Annotated in this window: 16 protein-coding genes; 6 read left to right on the forward strand and 10 right to left on the reverse strand. The window is 59.0% G+C overall.

Annotated elements, in window-relative coordinates:
• Nucleotides 1-7: 7 nt before the first annotated feature.
• From ACR0AA_RS02130 to alr, 4 genes are read right to left on the reverse strand one after another with little or no spacing between them, the layout of a single operon-like run.
• Nucleotides 8-403: a hypothetical protein gene (locus tag ACR0AA_RS02130; RefSeq protein WP_480755341.1), complete on the reverse strand. Its 396-nt coding sequence runs from the start codon at nucleotides 401-403 to the stop codon at nucleotides 8-10.
• The gene (locus ACR0AA_RS02135) at nucleotides 400-1,146 is read right to left on the reverse strand and encodes an ABC transporter ATP-binding protein (protein WP_480660519.1); all 747 of its coding nucleotides are present in this window, start codon (nucleotides 1,144-1,146) and stop codon (nucleotides 400-402) included. Before ACR0AA_RS02135 ends, ACR0AA_RS02130 begins: the two co-directional genes overlap by 4 nt.
• Entirely contained in the window at nucleotides 1,143-1,925 is a 783-nt protein-coding gene (locus tag ACR0AA_RS02140; protein WP_480755342.1) for an MlaE family ABC transporter permease, read from the reverse strand. The genes ACR0AA_RS02135 and ACR0AA_RS02140 overlap by 4 nt, the downstream gene beginning before the upstream one ends.
• A complete protein-coding gene (gene alr, locus ACR0AA_RS02145; protein WP_480755343.1) occupies nucleotides 1,922-2,956 on the reverse strand; it encodes an alanine racemase in 1,035 nt (344 codons plus the stop codon). The genes ACR0AA_RS02140 and alr overlap by 4 nt, the downstream gene beginning before the upstream one ends.
• Nucleotides 2,957-3,153: 197 nt before the next feature.
• Here alr and ACR0AA_RS02150 point away from each other — a divergent pair, with 197 nt between their 5' ends.
• On the forward strand, nucleotides 3,154-3,693 hold the full coding sequence (locus ACR0AA_RS02150) for a GNAT family N-acetyltransferase (RefSeq protein ID WP_480660514.1): 540 nt from the start codon (nucleotides 3,154-3,156) through the stop codon (nucleotides 3,691-3,693).
• Between the two features lie 3 nt (nucleotides 3,694-3,696).
• Here the strand turns inward: ACR0AA_RS02150 and ACR0AA_RS02155 are convergent, their stop codons facing one another.
• The 6 genes from ACR0AA_RS02155 to ACR0AA_RS02180 all read right to left on the reverse strand — a co-directional run bounded on the left by ACR0AA_RS02155 (nucleotide 3,697) and on the right by ACR0AA_RS02180 (nucleotide 9,638).
• Nucleotides 3,697-5,187 (reverse strand): replicative DNA helicase, encoded by a 1,491-nt coding sequence (locus ACR0AA_RS02155; RefSeq protein ID WP_480755344.1) that lies wholly within the window; start codon nucleotides 5,185-5,187, stop codon nucleotides 3,697-3,699.
• A 201-nt stretch (nucleotides 5,188-5,388) separates the two neighbouring features.
• On the reverse strand, nucleotides 5,389-6,066 hold the full coding sequence (locus ACR0AA_RS02160) for an orotate phosphoribosyltransferase (protein ID WP_480755345.1): 678 nt from the start codon (nucleotides 6,064-6,066) through the stop codon (nucleotides 5,389-5,391).
• A 141-nt stretch (nucleotides 6,067-6,207) separates the two neighbouring features.
• A complete protein-coding gene (locus ACR0AA_RS02165) occupies nucleotides 6,208-7,389 on the reverse strand; it encodes an ammonium transporter (protein WP_480660508.1) in 1,182 nt (393 codons plus the stop codon).
• Between the two features lie 145 nt (nucleotides 7,390-7,534).
• The gene (locus ACR0AA_RS02170; protein WP_480660506.1) at nucleotides 7,535-8,017 is read right to left on the reverse strand and encodes a CinA family protein; all 483 of its coding nucleotides are present in this window, start codon (nucleotides 8,015-8,017) and stop codon (nucleotides 7,535-7,537) included.
• Complete coding sequence (locus ACR0AA_RS02175; protein ID WP_480660504.1) at nucleotides 8,014-8,511, reverse strand: phosphatidylglycerophosphatase A family protein; 498 nt, start codon at nucleotides 8,509-8,511, stop codon at nucleotides 8,014-8,016. Before ACR0AA_RS02175 ends, ACR0AA_RS02170 begins: the two co-directional genes overlap by 4 nt.
• Nucleotides 8,508-9,638, reverse strand: coding sequence for a bifunctional 2-C-methyl-D-erythritol 4-phosphate cytidylyltransferase/2-C-methyl-D-erythritol 2,4-cyclodiphosphate synthase (locus ACR0AA_RS02180; protein WP_480660502.1), 1,131 nt, complete (start codon nucleotides 9,636-9,638; stop codon nucleotides 8,508-8,510). Before ACR0AA_RS02180 ends, ACR0AA_RS02175 begins: the two co-directional genes overlap by 4 nt.
• A gap of 185 nt (nucleotides 9,639-9,823) precedes the next feature.
• Between ACR0AA_RS02180 and dusB the strand changes: the two genes are divergently transcribed.
• From dusB to ntrX, 5 genes are all read left to right on the forward strand, one after another.
• Complete coding sequence (gene dusB, locus ACR0AA_RS02185) at nucleotides 9,824-10,807, forward strand: tRNA dihydrouridine synthase DusB (RefSeq protein ID WP_480755346.1); 984 nt, start codon at nucleotides 9,824-9,826, stop codon at nucleotides 10,805-10,807.
• The gene (locus ACR0AA_RS02190; protein WP_480755347.1) at nucleotides 10,804-11,871 is read left to right on the forward strand and encodes a two-component system sensor histidine kinase NtrB; all 1,068 of its coding nucleotides are present in this window, start codon (nucleotides 10,804-10,806) and stop codon (nucleotides 11,869-11,871) included. Before dusB ends, ACR0AA_RS02190 begins: the two co-directional genes overlap by 4 nt.
• Nucleotides 11,872-11,911: 40 nt before the next feature.
• Nucleotides 11,912-13,279: a response regulator gene (locus ACR0AA_RS02195; RefSeq protein ID WP_480660496.1), complete on the forward strand. Its 1,368-nt coding sequence runs from the start codon at nucleotides 11,912-11,914 to the stop codon at nucleotides 13,277-13,279.
• Nucleotides 13,280-13,378: 99 nt separating this feature from the next.
• Nucleotides 13,379-15,667: a sensor histidine kinase NtrY-like gene (locus tag ACR0AA_RS02200; protein WP_480660494.1), complete on the forward strand. Its 2,289-nt coding sequence runs from the start codon at nucleotides 13,379-13,381 to the stop codon at nucleotides 15,665-15,667.
• Entirely contained in the window at nucleotides 15,664-17,073 is a 1,410-nt protein-coding gene (gene ntrX / locus ACR0AA_RS02205; RefSeq protein WP_480755348.1) for a nitrogen assimilation response regulator NtrX, read from the forward strand. Before ACR0AA_RS02200 ends, ntrX begins: the two co-directional genes overlap by 4 nt.
• Nucleotides 17,074-17,085: the final 12 nt, after the last annotated feature.

A 17,085-nucleotide genomic window follows, 5' to 3' on the forward strand; every position in this document is an offset into this window, starting at 1 on the left:
TGCAGATCTAGGCACTCACGCCTTTGACGGAAAGCACAATACCTACAAGAAAAACAAAAAATATCGCGCCGACGAGGAGGTCCGACTCTGTTTTATGAGTTACTGTAGATCGCAAATTCCGATGAATAATAAACCCGGAAACCACTGCCCCTCCGGCCACAGGAACCATAGAGATTGGACCACTTACGCCAAACCCGTTTGATAAGAGAGCAGCAACTAACATGCCGGGCAATAAGCCTTTTAGAATAGAGAAAATAATTGGATAGATTATTACTTCAGCCTTGAGTGCATGTGGTACACCCGACTTTTCACCAATCAAGTGAATAAGAACCCAAGCTATCGTCACTGAAACAAGATAGGAAAACAGCGCTAGGTGCAAAACAACCATCGCGTTGTCAATCACCGCACCGCCTCAATCGGCCCTTCCGCACTCCCGCTGATGAACTGCTCGACATAGGGGTCACCCGAGGCGTCCATCTGGCTCACAGGGCCGGTCCATTGGATGACGCCTCCGTGCAGCATGGCGACGTTGTCGGCAATTGCGCGGACCGAACTCATGTCGTGCGTGATGGTCATCGCGGTGGCGCCCATTTCGGTCACGATCTCGCGTATCAGATCGTTGATCACACCGGACATGATCGGGTCGAGGCCGGTGGTGGGTTCGTCAAAGAAAATGATCTCCGGCTCGGCCGCGATGGCGCGGGCAAGTCCCACGCGCTTCTGCATGCCGCCTGACAGTTCGGACGGAAATCGGTCAGCCACGTCGGATTTCAGGCCCACGCGGCGCAGTTTCTCGATGGCGATCTCGCGGGCGTATTCCGCGGGGCGCTTCAACGGGCCGCGCAGCAGGCGGAATGAGACGTTCTGCCAGACGGGTAGGGAATCGAACAAGGCCGCCCCCTGAAACAGCATTCCGAAGCGGGCCAGAAATTTGTCTCGGTCGCCTTTGGTGGCGTCCTTGCCGTTTACATAGATCATACCGCTGTCGGGCTTGATCAGGCCCAGAATGCACTTCAAAGCCACGGATTTCCCGGTGCCCGAGCCACCGATGATGACCATCGACGTGCCCTTGGGGATCTCAAGGCTCATGCCCTGCAGAACTTGATTGTCGCCAAAGGCTTTCGTTACGTTCTCCATCCTGATCATACCGAGAAGAACACCCCTGTGAGAATGAAATTGGCGGCCAGGATCATGATCGCGGCGGATTCGACCGAGGACTTGGTCGCGCGGCCAACACCCTGCGCACCGCGGCCCGAGTTCATGCCGTAGTAGCAGCCCATGATGGCCGCGATCAGACCAAACGCAGCGCCTTTGACCAGCGACGATACGATGTCCTTGACCTCAAGGAAATTGACGGTGTTCAGAAGGTATGTCGCTGCGTTGAAGCCAAGGTTTTGCGTTGCGACCACATAGCCGCCTGCGATGCCGATGATGTCTCCGATCCCGACCAGAATAGGCACAGTGATCAGGGCCGCCAGAACGCGCGGGGCGGTGAGGTATTTCATCGGGTGGGTCGATAGAGTGACCAGCGCGTCGATCTGCTCGGTCACTTTCATGGTGGCAATCTCGGCAGCGATGGACGAGGTCACACGCGCGGCGATCATCAGGCCGACCAGAACGGGGCCAAGCTCACGCACCATGCCGATGGCAACAATCTGAGGCACCACGGCCTCGGCATTGAAACGTGCGCCGCCTGCGTAGATTTGCAGGGCGAGTGCGCCGCCGGTGAAGATCGCGGTGAGCCCGACGACCGGTAGGGACAGCCAGCCGACGTTCATCAGAGCGACCAAAAACTCGCGCGGGTAAAATGGTGGCCGAAAAACGTGCGAGATCGCGTCCAGCGCGAACACCGCCACCTTGCCGAAAGTGGCGAGCAGGGACAGGACAGCGCGGCCCAGCCCACCCAGCGCGGCCAGAGGGTTCATTCCACGTATCCTCGGGAATAACGCGCGCCGAGCGACGTCAGGATCTCATATCCGATCGTTCCAGCGGCTTCGGCCAAGTCATCGACGGTTTGGTGGCCGTTCAGGATGCGCAGGCGTTCGGGGTCTTCGGGCAGGTCTGTGACGTCGACTGTGATCAGGTCCATCGAAATGCGTCCAACCACGGGGCAGGGTTTGCCGCCGGCAAAGGCGTCGATTCCACCGCCAATCGCCCGGTGCAGCCCGTCGGCGTATCCTGCGGCCACTGTCGCGATGCGCGACGGACGGCGGGCGGTCCAGCTGTTGCCATAGCCAACCGATTCACCGACCTCGACAGAACGGACCTGAACAACGGGCAAATCGACCGTCACCACGGGTTTCGCGTCGGAAAACGGCATCCCACCATAAAGCCCGACGCCGGGGCGGCAGAATTCAAAATGAAACTCGGGTCCAAGCAGAGTACCGGCAGTTGCCGCCAGGGACCGCGGAGCAACAACGCCTTCGGTCATTTCCCGGAAGGCCTTCAGCTGTTGGCGGTTCATGGGATGCTGGGGTTCGTCCGAACAGGCAAGGTGCGACATGACGACGACAGGGTTCAGCGGCTCGGCCTTCGGGCGCAGTTCTGCCCAGTCCGCAGGTTCCAGCCCCAGACGGTTCATGCCGCTGTCCAGCTGAATCCCGAAGGGGCGGTCCGGCAGAGCTTGCTGATGGCGCAGGAATTGCTCGGGCGAGTTGATCAGCGGCGTCAGGTCGTGATCGCGCAGCAGATCGGTGTCGCCTTCCATATGACCCGAGAAAACGCCGATCATCGGACCAGGACCGATGGCCTTGCGCACAGCTGCGCCTTCCTCGGCGACAGCAACAAAGAACTTGCGGACGCCTTCTTCGGCCAGGGTCGCAGACACCGGTCCGGCCCCAAGGCCATAGGCATCAGCTTTGACCACGGCGCCGGTCTCGACTTCGGTTTTTGCATCCAGCGCCCGCCAGTTGCTGGCCAGCGCCTGAAGATTGATCGTCAAACGTGCGGTACTCATGGCTCTGTTCATGACATTGGATCACGGCAGGTCAAGGGGGTAGGCGGCGATTAATGCAATCTTGACCGGGAAGTTGGGCAACTAATGGCCAGTCGTGCAAGCCATTGGCGAAAAAGAGGTTGTGCTCACCCGTTCGAGTCTCATCCTTGTACTCAGGTGGCTGTGTTGCAGTCCGCAGGGTATGAATCGAGGTTGTGATGAAACTGACCGCAGAGAAAGAGGAATGGGTCGATGCATTGCCCGATCTGTTCAGACAGGTTTTTACTGCCTCTGAAGGCAAGGATGAGGGAAAAGCCATCAGTGAGTTGGTAAGGGATTTGCTGTCGACTACACCCGATGAAGACCTGTTCGCGGCCATCGCTCATGATGGTCCTCAGCCGCTGGGCTGCATTCTGTTTTCGCGCCTGCGTTTTGATCAGGATCCTCGCCAGGTGTTTCTGATGTCACCGGTGGCTGCTCGGACGGATCGGCAGAAGTCGGGTATCGGGCAAAGGCTGATCCGCTTTGGACTGGACGAGTTGCGTCGTCACAGCGTTGATTTTGCCGTGACCTATGGTGATCCGGACTATTACTGCAAAACGGGGTTTCACCCGATTACCGAAGGCTTCGCTCCCGCACCTTTGCCGCTGAGCCATCCGCACGGCTGGCTGGGGCAATCGCTGAAGGAGGGCGAGACGGCCCCATTTAAAGGGCCATCCCGTTGTGTCAGTGCGTTTAACCGACCTGAGCTTTGGTAGGGATCAGTACCCTTCGATCTCGCCGCCCTGTTGCCAGGGTTTGACCAGGTTACCGAAGCGAGTGAACTGAGCCTCGAACGAAAGCTCGACCGTTCCGATGGGCCCGTGACGCTGCTTGCCAACGATAACCTCGGCCTTGCCGTGCAGGCGCTCCATCGCCTGCTTCCACTCTTCCATCTTTTCCAGCTCGTGATCGCCGGGCTTTTCGCGTTCCTTGTAGTATTCCTCGCGGAACACGAACATCACCACGTCGGCGTCCTGTTCGATCGAGCCGGATTCCCGAAGGTCGGACAATTGCGGGCGCTTGTCGTCACGGCTTTCGACCTGACGCGACAGCTGTGACAGAGCGATCACCGGGATATTCAATTCCTTGGCGATGGCTTTCATGCCCATCGAGATCTCGGCGATTTCGTTGACGCGATTGTCGGCCATACCACGGCAAAGCTGCAGGTAGTCGATGACCAGCAGGTCCAGCCCATGCGTCCGCTTCAACCGCCGCGCACGCGCGGCGAGTTGCGAGATTGGCAGGGCAGGGGTGTCGTCAATGAACAGGGGGCAGGCTTCCAGTTCCTTGGCGGCGTCCACGAACCGGCGGAACTCGGCCTCGGTCATATCACCTTGACGGATCTTGTGCGACGAAATCTCGGAGGCCTCGGCCAGAACACGACCCGCAAGCTGTTCCGCGCTCATCTCGAGAGAGAAGAATCCGACCACGCCGCCGTCAATTGCACCCTCGGACCCGTCCGGTTTGGTGCCGCGCTTGTAGGCCTTGGCCACGTTGAACGCCACATTGGTTGCTAGCGAGGTTTTCCCCATCGACGGGCGCCCCGCAAGGATAATCAGGTCCGATGGGTGCAGACCACCCAATTGCTTGTCCAAGTCGGCCAGACCGGTGGAAATCCCCGCCATGCCACCACCGCGCTGGTACGCTTCGTTGGTGACGTTGACGGCTTCTGTGACCGCCTTGAGGAAGGATTGAAATCCCTGTTCGGTCTGGCCCTGCTCGGATAACTGATAAAGCTGTTGCTCGGCCTCGACGATTTGTTCTTTTGGTTCGCTGCTGACATCGACCCGCGCCGCCTTGTCCGAGATATCGCGGCCCAGCCGGATCAACTCGCGCCGGATGGCGAGGTCATAGATCATCTGGGCGTAATCATGCACCGCAAAAGCACTGATCGAGGCACCTGCCAGTTTGACCAGATAAGCCGGACCGCCCAGCTCCTTCAGGCCCTCGTCTTCGGCCATGAAGGATTTCAGCGTCACGGGCGAGGCCAGCGCATTCTTGGCGATGCGTGTGGCCGCGACCTCGTAAATCCGGGCATGGACCGGATCATAGAAATGTTCGGCCCCGATGATCGAGGCCACCCGGTCGTACAGGTCATTGTTAGTCAGGATCGCACCCAGAAGCTGTTGCTCTGCCTCAATGGAATGCGGCATGGTTTCGGCGTTCTGAATCTGAGCCGCCGCCTGCTCGATGCTGCTTATCTCGTTCATTGCTGCTCTCACCATCCCCTTGGGCAAGGTCCATAGCGCGGCCTTGCCCCGCGGGGCAAATTGTATGTTTTCTGGGGATATTCTGTGTATATCTCCCGACCCCACTATCTTGAATTGGAAAGGGGCTTGGCGTCAACATATTGTGCGAAGGCGGTCAGTTTTGCCGCTACTGTTTCCGGTGTGAAAACAGTTTTCGTCGCGTCAGGCTTTGTTTGCTTTCTGCCAGCCCCGCGGGTCGTTCAGGAATGCCTCGACGCCGTCAAGTGTCTCTTGGTCAAACGCTTTCTGCGCTTTGGCTTCGGCCAGCACATCCCACCAGGTGCATAGGTGGTGCAATTGTACGCCGTGGTCGCCCAGCGTTTTTTCCGTTTCAGGGAAGATGCCGTAGTAGAAAATCACCGCCGTATGCCCACAAGTCGCGCCGGTTTCCCGGATCGCGTCCACGAAAGACAGTTTCGAACCGCCATCGGTGGTCAGGTCCTCGACCAGCAGTACGCGCTCACCTTCGCTCATCGCGCCTTCGATACGGGCGTTTCGCCCATAGCCCTTGGGTTTCTTGCGGACATAGGTCATCGGCAGCGCCATGCGTTCGGCCACCATCGCCGCGAAGGGGATACCTGCGGTTTCGCCGCCAGCGATATTGTCGAACGCCTCAAAGCCCGCATCACGCATCACTGTGACGGTCAGGAAGTCCATTAGGGTTGAGCGGATACGCGGGTACGAGATCAGCTTGCGGCAGTCGATATAGGTCGGGCTGGGCAGGCCGGAGGCCAGCGTGAACGGCTCACGCGAATTGAAGTGGACGGCCTTGATCTCCAGCAACATCCGCGCGGTCAGGCGGGCGATTTCGGTGCTGTCGGGGAATGAACTGGGGATCATAACGGTACCTCTGGGCTGAATGGCATTGCGGGCTGATAGCCTGTCCCTTGGCCCAGAGTCGAGAGGGTCGCGCATAAAAGAAAAGCGGACCCCCAAGAGGTCCGCTTAGTGCCCTTGCGGGCAGAGCATGCCAAGGTGGGCTCAGCTGCTCATGTCATAGGCTCGTTCGCCGTGTACCGACAGATCCAGCCCGTTTGTTTCGGTCTCTGCGTCTACGCGAAGCGGGGTGATCAACGCAACCACCTTGATCAACACAAATGTGACAACTGCCGTAAAGACACCCACGATCACCAGCCCGCCCAACTGCGCGGTCCATGCACCCAGGCCGAAGACAGCGATCATGATGGTGCCAAAGATGCCACCCACACCGTGCACGGCGAAGACGTCCAGCGTGTCGTCAATGTTCAGCTTGTTACGGATGACGTTGACGGCCTCCTGGCACAGCACACCAGCCACCCCACCGATTATCAGCGCCTGAACCGGGTCAACATAGCCCGAAGCGGGGGTGATCGAGGCCAGACCTGCAATCGTACCGGTGACCAGACCGACCATCGACGCCTTGCCGTATTTGATGCGTTCGTACAGTGCCCATGTCAGCGACGCGGTGGCGGCCGAGATATGCGTGACGGTCATCGCCATCGCGGCACCGCCATCTGCTGCCAACTGCGAACCGCCATTGAAACCGAACCAGCCGACCCAAAGCATCGCGGCACCGATCATGACAAAACCGGGGTTGTGCGGAGGCGTCGTGCGGTTGCGGCGCGGGCCGAGCACAACGGCGATGATAAGCGCGGCCAGACCTGCAGTTTCGTGTACAACAATGCCACCTGCAAAGTCGCGGACGCCGATCTCTCCCAGAATACCACCATCGGTCAGGATACCGCCGCCCCAGATCCAGTGAACAACCGGTGCATAGCACAGCAGCATCCACAGGCCAGAGAAGATCAGGACAAATCCATAGCCTACACGTTCCACGTAGGCGCCAACGATCAGCGCCGGGGTGATGATTGCGAAGGTCATCTGGAAGGCGAAGAACAGGATCTCGGGCAGGGTTCCCGACAGGCTGTCAGCATCGACACCGTTCAGAAAGGCTTTGCCCAGGCCGCCCCAGAGGCCCGAACCGCCGTCGCCAAACGCGATAGAATACCCTGCAACCAGCCACAGGATGCTCATTAAACAGGCAATGCTGAAGCAGTGCATGAAAACACTCAGCACGTTGCGGGCGCGCACAAGGCCGCCATAGAACAGGGCCAGGCCCGGCAGTGTCATGAACAGGACCAGTGCGGTTGCTACTATGATCCAGGCGGTATCGGCTCCATTCATCAGCCGGTCTCCTCTTCAGCTTGCTTAGCGGGCGTTGAAGCCGAGAGTGAGCGGGGAAAAAAGAGGCAGACCCTGAATTTGGCGCCTGTTTTTAGAGCCTTTTGCCAACCGGTGATTAAATGGGCGTCAAAAAGCGGACGGTGCTTTAATTTTGTGCAAGGGACGAAAGCCCCTGCGAAAGCAGCCCAAGAGCGTGATCGCGTGCGGCACGGCGGACATTGTCACGACCGGCTGCGCCGAATTCGACCGTCTCGGTAATCGTTGGCTGCCCGTCAGCGGCCAGGCCAAAGCACACACGCCCTTCGGGTTTGAATTCTGACCCACCGGGGCCAGCGATGCCGGTGATGGAAACTGCAAGCTGAGCGTTGGAGTTTTTTAACGCCCCTTCTGCCATTTCCTGAGCGACTTCTTCGGAGACCGCGCCATGGGCGTCCAATGTCTCTTCTCGAACGCCCAGCATCTGTTGCTTTGCCTCGTTCGTGTAGGTAACGAATCCTCGGTCGACCACCGCCGAGCTGCCGGGAATATCTGTCAGCGCTGCGGCGACCATCCCGCCAGTGCAGCTTTCGGCTGTGGCGATCATCACGCCTTGTGCCTTGGCGCGGTCTAGGAGGGCGGGGACGTTCATAGGCCCAGAACTCCGTGCGAAATGCCTGCAAGTATCAGAACACCGATACCAGCAAAGACACCCGCGATGACATCGTCCAGCATGACGCCCATCGCGTCGCCTTTGCGATCTGCCCAGCCTACCGGGCCGGGCTTGGTGATGTCGAACAGGCGAAACAGCAGGAACCCTGCCACCCAACCGGGCCAAAGCGCCGTGATCTCGATCCCATGCGCCCAAGACGGGTAGGAGATGGCCCAGAGGGCAATGAACTGACCGGCGACCTCATCAATGACGATTTCCGAAGGGTCGTGATCATCCTTGCCTGCGGTCATAACGCGGGTGGCCCAGAGGCCGGCGAAGAACGCGGCAATGGTGGCAAGGACCAGCAAGGGAAACCCGCCCATTGTGTGCAGAGCCCAAGCCAAGGGGAGGGCGACCAGAGATCCCCAGGTCCCCGGTGCAGGGCGCAGGTAGCCGACGCCGCAGACCGTACCGATCATTCGCGCGACACTCATGACTTCACCAGACATGCCGTGGCCAGCGAAGCGATGCCTTCGCTACGACCAGTAAAACCCAGGCGTTCCGATGTGGTCGCCTTGACCGAGACCTGATCTGCGCGCAGGTCCATAATCCGCGCCATTTCCTCTCGCATGGTGGGCGCATGGGGCCCGATCTTCGGGTATTCGCAGACCAACGTGCAGTCGACATTAGAGATAGCGTACCCCATCTTCGCGGCCAACTCGACCGCGTGGCGCAGGAAGATCTCGCTGGCGGCGCCCTTCCATTGCGGGTCCGAAGGCGGGAAGTGCTGGCCGATATCGCCCTGCGCCAGTGCGCCATAGATCGCATCGGTCACGGCGTGCATACCAACATCCGCGTCCGAATGACCCTGAAGGCCGCGATCATGCGGCACCTTCACACCGCAAAGGATCACGTGGTCTCCGTCGCCAAACCGATGCACGTCGTACCCGTTGCCCAGCCTTACATCCATGTCCGTTCCCAATATGCGTTCCGCCCGGGCAAAATCCTCGGGTCGGGTGATTTTGATATTATCTGCGTCGCCAGCCACAATAACCACGTCCAGACCCGCAGCGCGCGCGACTTCAACATCATCTGCCGCCCCTCCGGGATGCGCTGCATGCGCAGCGACAATTGCATCATAATGAAAGCCCTGCGGAGTTTGTGCGGCGAACAGACCGCTCCGATCCTGCGTTCCTGTCACGACGGCTCCTTCTCCGGTCCAGAGCGCATCGGTCACCGCCAGACCCGGCGCGGCGGCTGCGTGCGTGGTCAAAGCATTCAGAACATCCTGAATTGTGCGACTGCTGATACACGGGCGGGCGACATCGTGAATCAGGACGTGTTCAACCTGACGGTCGCTTAGGGCACTCAGCCCGTTCCGCACAGAACCTGCGCGATCGCTACCGCCTGTGGCCAACAGCAGGTCTGTGTCCGAGAACTCATTCCACGCGGGTGCATCATCCTCAGACAGCACTAGCACAATATGGTCCACCTGTTCTCGAAACCGGTCGATGGTCCAGTCCGCCACGCGGCGTCCTGCAAGTGGTCGCCACTGCTTTGGAACACCCCCTCCGGCGCGCAATCCGCGTCCTGCGGCGACGATGATTGCTGCGGTGGTCATGACGGCAAATTCTCCGGTGATTTGAGCGCAGTGTTTAAGCTGCGGTGAATGCAGAGGCAATCACCCACGTAAAGTTGCCTAAAAATTGTGCATATGATGATTTTGCAGGCTTGTTTGCTGCCGTTTTGTTGTTCATATGCGGGGAATTCGATATCTAAGCCGTAACTGCCCAAGGATTAAGCACGTTGACTCTGCAACTCGCTGACAAAACCCTGAACCCGCCTGTCATGCTGGCCCCGATGGCCGGGATTACCGACCGGCCGTTCCGTGATCTGGTGATGCGCTTTGGCGCGGGCATGGTCGTGAGCGAAATGGTCGCCAGTCAGGAAATGGTTCAGGCCAAACCCGGCGTGCGGGAACGGGCAGAGCTGTCCGCAGACGTCGAAAACACTGCCGTTCAACTGGCCGGGCGTGAGGCGCATTGGATGGCCGAGGCAGCCCGTCAGGTCGCCGACCGTGGCGCACGGGTGATCGACATCAACATGGGCTGCCCGGCTAAAAAGGTCACGAACGGGTACTCCGGGTCGGCCCTGCTGAAAACGCCGGATCACGCGCTGACGTTGATCGAAGCGGTGGTCGAGGCCGTAGATGTCCCTGTGACGCTTAAGACCCGCTTGGGGTGGGATGACAGCTTGCTGAACGCGCCGGACGTGGCACGCCGGGCGCAGGACGCGGGTATTCGGCTGGTCACGATTCACGGCCGAACCCGGTGCCAATTCTACAAGGGCCACGCCGATTGGCGTGCGATCCGCGCGGTGAAAGAGGCGGTTTCGATCCCTGTCATCGCGAACGGTGACATCGTGGATACCGAAGCAGCTCGCACCGCGTTGGACCACTCGGGCGCGGATGGGGTCATGGTTGGGCGAGGCGCGCAGGGCAAGCCATGGTTGCTGGCTCAGATGTGCCACGACCTTTACAGCGCGCAAGCGCCGGTCATTCCTGCGAACGGGGAACTGATTGACATGGTGCGCGATCACTACGAAGCGATGCTCGGCTTCTACGGTGCCGATCTGGGCCTGCGCGTGGCGCGCAAACATCTGGGTTGGTACATGGATGAAGCCGGTACGCCGGCCACTTTGCGCCGCGCAGTTCTGACGTCACGGGACACCGACGAGGTGCAACGCCTTCTGGGGGATGCGCTTAGTGGAGATGCGGAGGCAGCCGCATGACTTCAGATCAAAGCATCTGGGCCTCGCTGCCCGTTCCGGCCTTCATAATCGATGCCGAAGATCAGATCGCAGACGTGAATTCCGCAGGCGAGGGGTTTTTGAACGCGTCCCGGAAATCTGTCATAGGACATCCCGTCTGGGATCAGATAGCCGTGGATGCGCCGCTGGAAGAGGCATTTTTGCGTGCGCGTGAATATGGTACGCCGCTGTTTGTAAATGACGTGGATGTCGGTTCGGGCAATCGTGCGCCGCTGCAATGCGCATTGCAGATCGCGCCGCTGCTGGGGCATCCGGGATCGATGATCATGACAATGTCCCCGCGTGAGATGGCAGGGAGGATGACACGGGGCAACACCGTAAAGTCGGCGGCACAGTCCGCGATTGGCATGGCCGAGATGCTGGCGCATGAAATCAAGAACCCATTGGCCGGGATCACCGGCGCAGCCCAACTTCTGAGTATGAACATCAGCCAGCAAGACCTTGAACTGACTGATCTAATTGTGGCCGAGAGCCGCCGTATCGTGAAGCTGCTGGAGCAGGTTGAACAGTTCGGAAACCTTTCGAAACCGGATTTCAAACCCGTCAACGTTCATGATGTTCTCGACCGTGCACGACGCTCGGCGCTGTTGGGGTTTGGCGCGCATATGACGATCGTCGAGGATTACGACCCCTCGCTACCCTTGGCCTATGGTGATCCGGATCAGCTTTTGCAGGTGGTGCTGAACCTTCTCAAAAACGCCTCCGAAGCGGCTGATCCCAAAGGTGGTACAATTCGTCTGCGGACGTATTTCGAACATTCCTTCCGCCTGCGGCGCAGTGATGGATCAGGATATTCTCTGCCCCTTCAGATCGAAATCATCGACGACGGGCCAGGACTGCCGGACAAAATACGCAGCGACATTTTCGACCCGTTCGTATCCGGCAAGGAAAACGGCACCGGCCTTGGGCTGGCGCTGGTCAGCAAGATTATCTCGGACCACGACGGTTGGATTTCCGCCGAGTCGGTGCCGGGCAACACAGTATTTCGCCTGTCCCTCAGACGGGCGCCTCGCGACACAACATAAGGCAGCTGGCCAAACGGCCGGAGACTAAGGAGAGCACCTGATGGATGGAACCGTACTCGTCGCAGATGACGACCGCACGATCCGAACCGTACTGACACAAGCCCTGACACGGGCCGGGTGCAAGGTGCATGCGACATCCTCGCTGACAACTCTGATGCGTTGGGTCGGCGAGGGAAAAGGCGACGTCGTGATCTCTGACGTGGTCATGCCGGACGGGAACGGGTTGGAGATGCTGCCAAAGATCGCTCAGGATCGGCCGGGGCTGCCGGTTATCGTGATCTCGGCACAGAACACTATCATGACGGCCATTCAGGCGGCTGAGGCTGATGCCTACGACTATTTGCCCAAACCTTTCGATCTGCCAGACCTGATGAAGCGCACGGCGCGCGCGTTAGAGCAGAAGCAGCGCGTACAGGCGGATGCGGTTGCACCTGCGGAAGATCGGCCCGAGGAACTGCCGTTGGTTGGACGGACACCGGGAATGCAGGCGCTTTATCGGCTGGTGGCGCGGGTGATGAACACCGATCTCTCCGTGATGATCTCTGGTGAAAGCGGAACGGGTAAGTCACTGATAGCACGAGCCATTCATGATTTCTCGGACCGGCGGACTTTGCCGTTTGTAACGGCGACTGCCGGTGATCTGCGCGATTTGGAAGGACCTGCGCGCGTTATGGCACGGGTGCGTGGCGGCACGCTGCTGATCGATGAAATCGCCGATATCGAGGATGAGCTTCAGGCTCGTATTGTCCGCATGATGGATACGCCCGGCGATCATGTTCCGCGATTCATGGCGACCAGCCAATCGGATCTGACCGAGGCAATGGAGAGCGGTCGCGTCCGTCAGGACCTCTATTACCGCCTGTGCGGTGCAACCATCCATGTGCCGGCGCTGCGCGAACGGGTGGATGATATCACCTTGCTGGCTGATCATTTCCTTGCCCGTGAAGAGCGTGAACAGGGCGTAAAACGCTGGCTCAGCCCCGAGGCCATAGAACTCGTCCGGCGATACTCCTGGCCCGGGAATGTACGGCAACTCGAAAACGCAATCCGCCGTTTGAGCCTGACCAGCCGGGCCGAGGAAATCTCGAAAGCCGAAGTCGAGATGGTATTGGGCAGCCAGCCCGAGGCCGAACCTGTGCTGGGCGATGGAGAGCGCGAAAAACTGTCGGCCTCGGTCGCCCGCCACCTGCGCCGCTATTTCGATTTGCACGGCAATTTATTGCCACCGCCGGGCCTGTATCAGCGCATCCTGCGCGAGGTCGAAGCCCCTTTGATCGAACTGGCGCTGGACGCAACCGGCGGAAATCAGGCGAAATGTGCCGATTTGCTGGGGATCAACAGAAATACGCTGCGCAAAAAAATTACAGATCTCGATATTCAGGTGACACGGCGCCGCAAACTGATGTAATATCGCCACACAAAGCGTGGCATCCGGGTACGCATCCGGCAAGGACCACGAGATATGGCGGTAAGCCGCGCAAGCGGCACATCAGGATGAGGGCAGACGGTGGCAACCCGAGCACAGAGCGGGCTGATCCTATCGATTGATCGGTGGCGGAAATCCCGAAAACTGCGCAATATTAGCACGTTGGGGCTGGTTCTTTTGGGGCCGGTCTTGGCGCTGGCGACCTATCTGGTCATCGGCCCCTTCGATCTGGGCTCGGCAGCGCCCACTCTGCGGCTGATTCTGCTGGCCGATCTGGTCTATGTTCTGGTCGTTGCCGCACTGGTGCTGGGACAGGTAGGCAGCCTGATAGCGGCACGCCGTGCAAAATCCGCCGGGTCGCGTCTGCACCTGCGTTTGATCGGGGCGTTTACCTTACTTGCACTGGTGCCGACTGTGACCGTTGCTATCTTTGCAGGTCTTACAGTGAATATCGGCCTCGAGGGCTGGTTCTCGGACCGGGTCCGTCAGGTGGTCGGCTCATCCTTGTCCGCCGCCGAAGCCTATGAGCAGGAGCACCGCAGGGGTTTGACACAGGATGCCATCGTTCTGTCGCGGTTCCTCGACAACGCGCGGTCGCTTGACTTCTACATCTCAGATGCTGAACTGCGTGAGGTTCTGGCGCAGGGCCAGTCGCAGATTCAACGGGGTCTGCGTGAGGCCTATGTCATTGATGGCAGTGGTGAAATCAAATCCCGTGGTGATCGGTCTTATCTTTTCAACTACGAGGCGCCGACGCCGGAACAGATCGTTGAGGCCACCGACAATGGTCTGTTGATCATCGCCGATTGGCAAAACAACGAATTTCGCGCGCTGGTGCCGCTGCAAGCGTATTTGGACCGCTATCTATACGTCAGCCGCGATGTGGACGGTGAGTTATTGACGCTGCTGGACGACACCAAGGAAACGGTTCAGTTCTACCAACAGCTAGAAAGCGAGAGAGGCCGGGTTCTGTTCGAGTTCGGGCTTTTGTATCTGAGCTTTGCCGTTATCCTCATCCTTGCCGCGATGTCCTTGGGGATGTGGTTTGCCGAACGCCTGTCGCGCCCGGTCGGACGCCTGACCACGGCAGCGCAACGCGTCGGGGCTGGGGACCTGAGCGTGCAGGTCATCGAAGAGGCCAGCGACGACGAGATCGCTATGTTAGGCCGTTATTTCAATCAGATGACGCGACAACTTAAAGGACAACGCGACACTCTGTTGGAGAACACGCGTCAGATCGAACGCCGTCGTCGCCTGTTTGATTCGGTACTCAGCTCGGTAACGTCCGGTGTGGTCGGTGTGGATTCGGATGGATGCGTCACGTTCGTGAACCGGTCGGCCGAACGACTGCTGGACTGGTCGCGCGGCGAGGAACACTTGGCTATTGGCATTGCGGTGCCCGAGTTCTTGCCATTGTTCGAAAGCCTCAAGGCCAGCGGGCAAGAGGCGGTGCAGGGCGAGATCAAGGTGACTCGCAAGGGCCAGCTGGAAAACCTGCTGGTCCGAATGGCAATCCGGCGCGGCGAAGACGGTGGTTTGGAAGGCTACGTGGTGGCCTTCGATGACGTGACCGATCTGGTCAGCGCGCAGCGCATGGCCGCTTGGGGCGATGTTGCCCGGCGCATTGCGCATGAGATCAAGAACCCTCTGACGCCCATCCAGCTCAGCGCTGAACGGATCAAACGGAAATTCTCGCGCAAGCTGGACGAAGAAGATTGCGACAGCCTCGAGTCCATGACCGATGTGATCGTCCGGCAGACCAACGACCTGCGACGGATCGTGGACGAATTCTCAAAATTCGCGCGAATGCCGGAACCTGATCGACGTGAGGAGAATATTGTCGAGCTGGTGCGCGAAGCGGTCCTGCTGCAACAGGCCGGACAACCAGATGTTCAAATCGATGCGACCCTGCCGGAGCAGTCGGTTCTGGCGGATGTGGACGCGACGATGTTGAACCAGGCATTGACGAACCTGATCAAGAACGCGGGTGAGGCCATTGAAACGCTTAAACAAAAAGGCCCACCGGAAAACCTGAAGCCACAGATAAAAGTGGCGCTAACCAATGATGAAGCGGGAACGGTAATAACTATTGCGGACAATGGCATAGGCTTGCCCGAAGATCGGGCGCGACTGTTTGAACCGTATGTCACGACTCGCGACGAGGGCACGGGTCTGGGCCTGCCCATCGTCAAGAAGATCATAGAAGAACATGGCGGCGCGCTGACTTTGGAAGACGCGCCCGTATTCGACGGACAGGACCATTTCGGTGCGATGGCCGTAATCCGTTTGCCGGGGGGCAATATTTCCCAGACCGCAGCGCCACAAAAGCAGGCAATTCATACTAACAAACTGAAAGCAGGCCAAAGATGAGCGACATTCTGATCGTAGATGACGAACGCGATATTCGCGAACTGGTGTCCGACATTCTGGAGGACGAAGGCTATTCAACCCGGCTGGCGGCAAACTCGGACGAGTGCATGTCGTCGATCAATTCCGAGCCACCGGGTCTTTTGATCCTTGATATCTGGCTCAAGGACAGCCGCATGGACGGGATCGATATCCTGAAGGCGGTGAAACGCGACAATCCGGATGTGCCGGTGGTGATAATTTCCGGGCACGGGAACATCGAAATCGCGGTCGCAGCCATCAAGCAGGGGGCTTACGACTTTATCGAAAAGCCTTTCAACATTGACCAGTTGATGGTTGTGATCCGTCGCGCCATGGAAACCTCGCGCTTGCGTCGCGAAAATGCCTCGCTGAAACGCCGCGAGGTTACAAACTCGGACATGATCGGCAAATCGGCCTCGTTCCGCGCGATGCAGAGTCATTTGGACAAGGTTACCAAGTCGAATGGTCGCGTGATGCTGAGCGGTCCGGCCGGGGCGGGCAAAGAGATCGCTGCCCGCTATATCCACGCACATTCCAATCGCGCCAATGCGCCATTTGTCACCGTAAACTGTGCCGGTATCGAGCCGGAGCGGGTTGAGGAAGTGCTGTTCGGGCGCGAGTCCACTGAGCGCGGAATCGAATCCGGTCTGCTGGAAGAAGCCCATGGCGGTGTGATCTACTTTGACGAGGTCGCAGATATGCCACTGGGTACCCAGTCCAAAATTCTGCGGGTTCTGGTCGACCAGCAATTCCAGCGGGTAGGGGGTTCCGACAAGGTTCGCGTCGATCTGAGGGTGATTTCCTCGACAAACCGCGATCTGGAGGCTGAGATCGAAGCCGACCGGTTCCGGGAGGAGCTGTACCACCGTCTGAATGTCGTCCCGATTGCCGTTCCGTCGCTGGAAGACCGGCGCGAGGATATTCCGGTTCTGGCGCAGCATTTCATTGAAATGTGCAATGAATCTCAAGGGTTGCCGGTTCGGGATATGTCTGAGGAAGCCGTCGCTTTGCTGCAGACCATGACATGGCCGGGTAACGTGCGTCAGTTGAAAAACCTGATCGAGCGTGTCCTGATCCTCGGCGACGGGACTGGTCCGATCGAAGCCAGGGAATTGCCTGCCGAAGAGGAAAAAACCGATGAATCCGGTCGCGTGGTTCTGTCTGGTGCGCTGGCTACGCTGCCACTGCGCGAAGCCCGCGAGGCGTTCGAACGCGAATACCTGCTGACCCAGATCAACCGCTTTGGCGGCAATATCAGCCGGACCGCCAGTTTTGTCGGCATGGAGCGCAGCGCGCTGCACCGTAAGCTGAAATCGCTGGGTGTTGTGACGTCGAACAAATCTGGTGCGCGTGTTGCGCAATTGGATGAACCGGAACCGGCGGAGTGATCCGCTGGGAGG

Source organism: Ruegeria sp. CE8, assembly GCF_056537465.1.

Coding starts and splice junctions, on each gene's coding strand:
- ACR0AA_RS02175 (WP_480660504.1), bottom strand. CDS start 8,511: ATGAGTGTCGCGCGAATGATCGGTACGGTCTGCGGCGTCGGCTACCTG.
- alr (WP_480755343.1), bottom strand. CDS start 2,956: ATGAGTACCGCACGTTTGACGATCAATCTTCAGGCGCTGGCCAGCAAC.
- ACR0AA_RS02195 (WP_480660496.1), top strand. CDS start 11,912: ATGGATGGAACCGTACTCGTCGCAGATGACGACCGCACGATCCGAACC.
- ACR0AA_RS02135 (WP_480660519.1), bottom strand. CDS start 1,146: ATGATCAGGATGGAGAACGTAACGAAAGCCTTTGGCGACAATCAAGTT.
- ACR0AA_RS02140 (WP_480755342.1), bottom strand. CDS start 1,925: ATGAACCCTCTGGCCGCGCTGGGTGGGCTGGGCCGCGCTGTCCTGTCC.
- ACR0AA_RS02155 (WP_480755344.1), bottom strand. CDS start 5,187: ATGAACGAGATAAGCAGCATCGAGCAGGCGGCGGCTCAGATTCAGAAC.
- ACR0AA_RS02180 (WP_480660502.1), bottom strand. CDS start 9,638: ATGACCACCGCAGCAATCATCGTCGCCGCAGGACGCGGATTGCGCGCC.
- ACR0AA_RS02165 (WP_480660508.1), bottom strand. CDS start 7,389: ATGAATGGAGCCGATACCGCCTGGATCATAGTAGCAACCGCACTGGTC.
- ntrX (WP_480755348.1), top strand. CDS start 15,664: ATGAGCGACATTCTGATCGTAGATGACGAACGCGATATTCGCGAACTG.
- ACR0AA_RS02160 (WP_480755345.1), bottom strand. CDS start 6,066: ATGATCCCCAGTTCATTCCCCGACAGCACCGAAATCGCCCGCCTGACC.
- ACR0AA_RS02190 (WP_480755347.1), top strand. CDS start 10,804: ATGACTTCAGATCAAAGCATCTGGGCCTCGCTGCCCGTTCCGGCCTTC.
- ACR0AA_RS02170 (WP_480660506.1), bottom strand. CDS start 8,017: ATGAACGTCCCCGCCCTCCTAGACCGCGCCAAGGCACAAGGCGTGATG.
- ACR0AA_RS02150 (WP_480660514.1), top strand. CDS start 3,154: ATGAAACTGACCGCAGAGAAAGAGGAATGGGTCGATGCATTGCCCGAT.